5 protein-coding genes are annotated in these 6,545 nt (G+C 44.0%); 4 read left to right on the top strand and 1 reads right to left on the bottom strand.

Going from position 1 to position 6,545, the window contains the following annotated elements; all coding sequences use genetic code 11:
- The coding region (locus VMW01_12385; protein ID HUW07049.1) for a radical SAM protein at positions 1-747 on the bottom strand (747 nt) is incomplete at its 3' end.
- 383 nt (positions 748-1,130) lie between these two features.
- Here VMW01_12385 and pdxA point away from each other — a divergent pair.
- The 4 genes from pdxA (at position 1,131) to ruvA (ending at position 6,538) form a co-directional block, all read left to right on the top strand.
- Positions 1,131-2,189 (top strand): 4-hydroxythreonine-4-phosphate dehydrogenase PdxA, encoded by a 1,059-nt coding sequence (pdxA, locus tag VMW01_12380; protein HUW07048.1) that lies wholly within the window; start codon positions 1,131-1,133, stop codon positions 2,187-2,189.
- 193 nt (positions 2,190-2,382) lie between these two features.
- On the top strand, positions 2,383-4,677 hold the full coding sequence (locus tag VMW01_12375; protein ID HUW07047.1) for an NADP-dependent malic enzyme: 2,295 nt from the start codon (positions 2,383-2,385) through the stop codon (positions 4,675-4,677).
- A 214-nt stretch (positions 4,678-4,891) separates the two neighbouring features.
- Complete coding sequence (locus VMW01_12370; GenBank protein ID HUW07046.1) at positions 4,892-5,773, top strand: TraB/GumN family protein; 882 nt, start codon at positions 4,892-4,894, stop codon at positions 5,771-5,773.
- Positions 5,774-5,956: 183 nt separating this feature from the next.
- Positions 5,957-6,538 (top strand): Holliday junction branch migration protein RuvA, encoded by a 582-nt coding sequence (gene ruvA, locus VMW01_12365; protein ID HUW07045.1) that lies wholly within the window; start codon positions 5,957-5,959, stop codon positions 6,536-6,538.
- Positions 6,539-6,545 lie beyond the last annotated feature (7 nt).

The raw sequence follows: 6,545 nt of genomic DNA, 5'->3' as shown, positions 1-6,545 counted from the left end.
CATGAAAACAAGAAAACCGTACGTTCCTTTGGGTTTTTCAGCCTGCAGTTCTCTAATTTTTATGAGATGTTGAATCCGCTCCTCTGGCGTTTCAAAATGGCCAAACATCATGGTTGCCGAAGTTGGCAGGTTAAGCTTGTGGGCTTCACGCATCACATTGAGCCAGGCATCAGCATTTGGCTTTCCGGGAGAAAGTTCACCTCTTACTCTGTTGCAAAGAATTTCAGCACCGTAACCGGGTAGGCTATCCAAACCTGAATCAACAAGTTCTTCAAGAACTTTACTGAATGTAAGACCCTCCTGCGTGGCTATGAATGCAATTTCAGATGGTCCTAGTGCGTGGAGTTTAATCTTTGGAAAGAGTTCTTTGAGCTGCTGAAATAAGTTTTTGTAAAACGATAGGCCTAGATCCGGGTTTAGCCCACTTTGAAGAATCAGCTGTTCACCACCATACTTGAGAAGCTCCTCAACTTTTTCGACATATTCTTCCAAGGTGGTGATAAAGGCTTCACTGCTATCCGGTTTTACATGGGAGGAGCAATGCCTACAGTCGGAAATGCAAACATTGGTAATGCACACGCTTCTATCAATTTGCCAGGTAACATAGCTGGGTGCCTTGTGCAACCTAATGAGATGCGCCAAAGCCATCAATTCGCTCAACGGTGCATGTTGGTAAAGCGCTAATCCCTCATTTTCGGTGAGAAAATCAAAATTGTAGCCCTTTTGATATATTGGTTTTAAATTCATTTACCTGTTTTTATTCACCGAGTTGAATTTCTGTAATTCCTTTTTTAAAAATAGCCAACTATCTTCGATCCTAATTTTGGGGTTGATGTAAATTTCAGGAAAAAAACAACGTTTGAAACCTCATATACATTTTTAGATTACCAATAAACTTGGCATTGTGTATTGTCCAATGCGCTACTTGATATTTCCTTGGCTGTTTAACTTCCAGTTGTTAGTCAAAAACAATCATGATTTTGCCATAACTAGAGCTGAGTTAACACAAATCGATATCGCTAAACAAATCTACTCTTTTTCCTAATACTGTTCGACAACAATTGGTTATTTACTAACTTTACCCTGTGGTTTTTGTTTTTGCATAACCCCAATTAATAAAACTTAGGTAGATGAGCGAAGATAGAGTTAGGGTTGGAATAACCCAAGGTGATATTAACGGTATTGGTTACGAGGTTATCATCAAAGCGCTGCAGGACAATAGGATTAATGACTTCTGCATTCCAATTGTTTATGGTTCACCCAAGGTAGCAGCCTACCATAGGAAGTCGATCAACGTGGAAAACTTCAGCTTCAATCCGATAAAGACCGTTGAGGAGGCCAGTTCAAAGAGGGTTAACCTAATCGACGTCATGGATGAGAGTGTTCGTGTTGATATTGGAAAGAGCACACCGCTCGGTGGCCAGGGCTCAATTCTATCGCTAGAGGCAGCCGTAGCTGATTTAAAGGCTGGTAAAATTGATGTTGTGGTTACGGCTCCAATAAACAAGTTCAACGTCCAAACCGACGCCTTTTCATTTCCGGGCCATACGGAGTACTTTGAAAAGAATTTTGGTGGTGAAGCGCTCATGCTCATGGTTTCTGATATTCTGAAAATTGGAGTGGTTACAGGTCATGTCCCGTTAGGCAAGGTTACTTCCTTAATTTCAAAGGAGGCCATATTAAGCAAGTTGGCCATTCTCAACAAAACGCTCATTGAGGATTTTGCCATTCGCAAGCCACGGATTGCAGTGCTTGGTTTAAACCCACACGCTGGCGATAGTGGACTGCTTGGGAACGAAGAACAAACCATCATAATTCCTGCACTGGAGGAGGCTCGGAGCAAAGGGATAATGGCTCTTGGTCCATATCCCGCCGATGGGTTTTTTGGATCCGAAGGATTCAGCAAGTTTGATGCTGTGCTCGCTATGTTCCACGACCAGGGTCTAATTCCATTTAAGTCGCTGGTGTTCGACGAGGGGGTAAACTATACCGCCGGTTTGCCAATTATAAGAACATCACCGGCCCATGGCACTGCATATGAAATTGCTGGGAAGGATGAGGCCAATCCCAACTCATTTCGTAGCGCCCTTTATCTCGCCTGCGACCTGTTCAAAAACAGGAAGATATATAAGGAACTTACGGCTAATCCGCTAAAAACAACTCGGCTCGAGACAGAATCGGAGCGTTAAACCATACAGGAGAAACTTATTTGAAGGCGCCGGATTATTTGCCGGCGTTTTTTGTTGCTTTTCATTACGTGCTGTCGTAATTTGCATGTTGATTTCCTACAAAACGAAGGAATTGCAATTAACATATCTAGAAAGATGAATATCATGCTTTAAAAATTTATAATTTTACGCACATTTTTAAAACAAGACTACCATGGCAAAACGACTTCAGGAAGAGGCTCTGGAATATCACTCACAGGGTCGCCCAGGGAAAATTGAGGTAATTCCCACCAAGCCTAACAGTACACAAAAAGACCTTTCGCTGGCGTACAGCCCTGGTGTGGCGGCGCCATGTCTCGAAATAGAAAAAAATCCTGAAGACGCATATAAGTATACGGCCAAGGGAAACCTAGTGGCAGTAATTTCCAACGGAACGGCCGTTTTGGGTTTGGGTGATATTGGAGCATTGGCAGGCAAACCTGTTATGGAGGGTAAGGGGTTACTCTTTAAAACCTTTGCCGATATCGATGTATTTGACATTGAGGTGGATACCCATGACGTTGAAAAGTTTATCCAAACGGTAACCCTCATTGCTCCTACATTTGGAGGCATCAACCTCGAGGACATTAAAGCCCCAGAGTGCTTTGAAATTGAGGAACGTCTGAAAAAGGCGCTGGACATCCCGGTGATGCACGACGACCAGCATGGAACAGCCATTATTTCTTCCGCCGCGCTCCTCAATGCACTTGAAATAAGTGGCAAAAAGATTGACCAGATTCAGGTGGTTGTGAACGGAGCCGGGGCTGCTTCCGTGGCATGCTCCAAGCTCTACTTTGCACTTGGCGTGAAGCGGGAGAATTTGGTTATGTGTGACTCCAAGGGGGTAATAAACAAGACAAGGAAGGATTTGAGTTCCATAAAGGCTGAGTTTGCTACCAGTCGCGATCTTCATACCCTTGAAGAGGCAATGCGAGGGACCGATATGTTTCTGGGCCTTTCCGTTGCCGACGTGCTGGATGAGGCGATGATTAAATCCATGAATCCTAATCCCATCGTTTTTGCCTTGGCCAATCCGAATCCAGAGATAACCTACGAAAAGGCAAAGGCATCAAGGCCAGATGTAATTTTTGCTACAGGGCGCAGCGATTACCCCAATCAGGTAAATAACGTATTGGGTTTTCCTTTCATCTTTAGAGGGGCGCTGGATGTGAGAGCAACTGCCATTAATGAGGAGATGAAAAAAGCGGCAGTAGTAGCCCTTGCCGCACTTGCCAAGGAGGATGTACCCGATATGGTTGCTACTGCCTACAATCAAAACACGCTTAGCTTTGGCCGAGAGTATCTTATTCCGAAACCGCTTGATCCACGCCTTATATCTACAATCTCTGTGGCAGTGGCTAAGGCTGCTGTGGAATCGGGTGTGGCACGCCGCACCATCGAAGACTGGGATGCATATCGCGATGAGCTTGAACGTAGGCTTGGCCACGATAATGTTCTTATTCGAACTATTCGCGAAAGGACATTGAACTCGGGCAAGCGTATTGTTTTTGCCGAAGGTGGACGACTAAAAGTGCTGCAAGCAGCGCAAACGGTTTTACACGAAGGCATTGCAACGCCAATACTACTCGGAAGCAAGGAGAAGATTCTACAGGTTTCGCGCGACAATAATATAGACATTGAGGGGGCAACAATAATCGAATTTTTTGGCGAATCGGAGGCATGCCGTCGAGAAAAGTTTGCCAAAGCATTGTTTGAAAAGAGAATGCGCAAGGGTTTAACCTTTCAGGAGGCGGTGGATAGAATGTACACCCGCGATCATTTTGGTATTATGATGGTGGAGTTAGGAGAGGCCGATGCCTTTATTTCAGGCTACTCCACCAAGTATTCCGACACTATTCGTCCTGCCATTCAGATTGTAGGCACCAACAACCCGGGTAAGCATGTTGCTGGGATGTATATTGTTATGACTAAGCGTGGACCTCTGTTTTTGGCTGACACCACAGTAAACGCTGAACCAAATGCTGAGACACTAATGGCCACCACCCTGTTGGTTGATGCCGCCGTTCGTCGTTTCAACATTGAGCCGGTAATTGCCATGCTCTCCTACTCCAACTTTGGTTCTGTATCGAAGGGAAGTCCAGAAATACCCCGAAAGGCAGTGGAGTTGCTGCATAATCAATATCCTAACGTTATTGTGGATGGTGAGATTCAGGCCAACTTTGCTCTGAATAAAAAGATTAGGATAGAGAAGTTTCCATTTTCCATGTGGGGTGATAAAAACGTTAACACGCTTATCTTCCCCAATCTCAGCTCAGGAAACATCTCATACAAGTTGCTGCAGGAACTTGGCGGCTATGAGATTGTAGGTCCAATTCTACTCGGAATCAAAAAGCCTGTTCATGTTGTTCCCATTGAGAGCTCGGTTCGGGAGATTGTGAATATGTCCTCCATTGCTGTACTCGATGCAATTTGTATGCAGGATGGCGTGACAAATTGCATCACCAAATAGTTGTTATATACCTTTTTTGGGGCGTTCGGTAAAGACTGAGCGCCCTTTTTGTTTTTTTTATATAGAGTTGTTGCAGTAATTTTTGTAAACTTGACCAAGTTCTACTGCAGCTATAATCATGTTGATTTAGAGCTGACTTACCTGATTATTTACACCACCTCTTATGAATTTTACACCAACTAGTAAATGCAGTGAAAAACGATGGAATTTTTCAATGAAAACTAATATAATGAAAATGGTTGGAAAGATGGGGCTAACAACACTTCTTTTAGCACCGTATCTTATCACGTTTGGACAGGAGGAGGTGCATTCATCGCTGCTCTGGCGAATTAGTGGAAATGGATTGAAACATGCATCCTTTCTCTTTGGAACCATTCACGCCCTCCCTCAGGAAAGATTTTTTCTGCCCGATTCGCTTAAAAGTAAGCTGGCCGAGTGTCAGAAACTAGTACTCGAAATTGACATGGACGACCCTACTATGATGGGAAAGTTACAGCAAGGAATGTTGATGCCTGACAGCAGCATTGAGCAAATTTTATCACCATCGGACTACGAAATTGTGGAAAAGTTTTTCGCTGATTCACTTAACATACCAATAAGTGCTGTTTCGAAGGTTAAGCCGCTCATGCTCTCCTCATTTATGCTCCCAAAATTAATTGGCCAGAATCCAGCATCGTATGAGGGGATGCTGGTAGGGTTGGCTACCGACTTGGGCATGGAAGTTTTGGGGTTAGAAACCGTTCAGGAGCAACTTAGCTACATCGATAAAATACCACTGGCTCAACAGGCACAGATGCTGGTAGAGGGGATAACCGATTATGATAAATCGAAGCACGAGTACGACATGTTGCTGAAGGCATACGAGAGTCAGGATGTTGAGAAGATATACACCTATATGCTTGAAACCTCCAATGATTTTAAGAACTTTGATGAGTTATTGCTAAAGGAGAGAAATCGCAATTGGGTTCCGCAAATGGTCAAGATGGCTGCGGATTATCCTTGCTTTTTTGCTGTTGGGGCTGGACACCTCGGTGGCAACGAAGGAGTTATTGCGCTTCTTCGAATAGCGGGGTACGATGTGGAGCCTGTTAGGTGATAATTCCAGCGAGCTAGCAATTAAAGTTTATCACAGCGTTGCAGTATGGAGTAACGTGCAGCTATATAGGCAATGTCGTCGCCATTTTGACGCGGCAAACTTCGTTTTTTAACATTCTATAGCTGTGTGTTACCAGAATACATATCTTTGCATACGCATGCACTAAAGCACTGAAGATTTACCATGTATGATTTTATAAAAGGGGAGCTTGTGGAGCTTACCCCGACCTATGCAGTAGTTGAAACTGGTGGGGTTGGATATTTTATCAACATATCGCTACATACTTTTTCCTGCCTTGGCAGCGCAAAGAGTGCGATGCTCTATATTCACCTAGCAATCCGCGAAGACGCCCACACAATGTTTGGCTTTTTTGAGAAAGCGGAGCGTGAGTTGTTTCGTCATCTGATTAGCGTTTCTGGAATTGGGTCCAATACGGCACGCATGATGCTCTCCTCGCTTTCCCCGGATGAGCTTCGGATTGCCATTCTCTCTGATGATATAAACAGAATTAAGTCAGTTAAGGGAATTGGTCTTAAAACAGCTCAGCGTGTGGTGATTGACCTTAAAGATAAGCTCGGGAAGGAGCCAATAACCGGTGAAATATTTGCTTTTGCAAACAATACTGTCCGCGACGAGGCGTTATCTGCATTGGTTATGCTTGGGTTTGCAAAGGCTCCAGCGCAAAAAGTTGTCGATGCCTTGTTATCCTCAAAAAGGGAGATCTCTGTTGAGGAACTTATTAAGTTATCGCTTAAGCAATTGTAGAAATTAT

It is taken from the genome of Williamwhitmania sp., assembly GCA_035529935.1.
Classification (GTDB): Bacteria; Bacteroidota; Bacteroidia; order Bacteroidales; family Williamwhitmaniaceae; genus Williamwhitmania.
Note: the sequence above shows the minus strand (reverse complement) of the source record. Positions and strands in the feature narration are given on the sequence as shown.

Bases quoted from the DNA above. Each gene is read 5' to 3' on its own strand.
- pdxA (HUW07048.1), top strand. From the start codon at position 1,131: ATGAGCGAAGATAGAGTTAGGGTTGGAATAACCCAAGGTGATATTAAC.
- VMW01_12375 (HUW07047.1), top strand. From the start codon at position 2,383: ATGGCAAAACGACTTCAGGAAGAGGCTCTGGAATATCACTCACAGGGT.
- VMW01_12370 (HUW07046.1), top strand. From the start codon at position 4,892: ATGAAAACTAATATAATGAAAATGGTTGGAAAGATGGGGCTAACAACA.
- ruvA (HUW07045.1), top strand. From the start codon at position 5,957: ATGTATGATTTTATAAAAGGGGAGCTTGTGGAGCTTACCCCGACCTAT.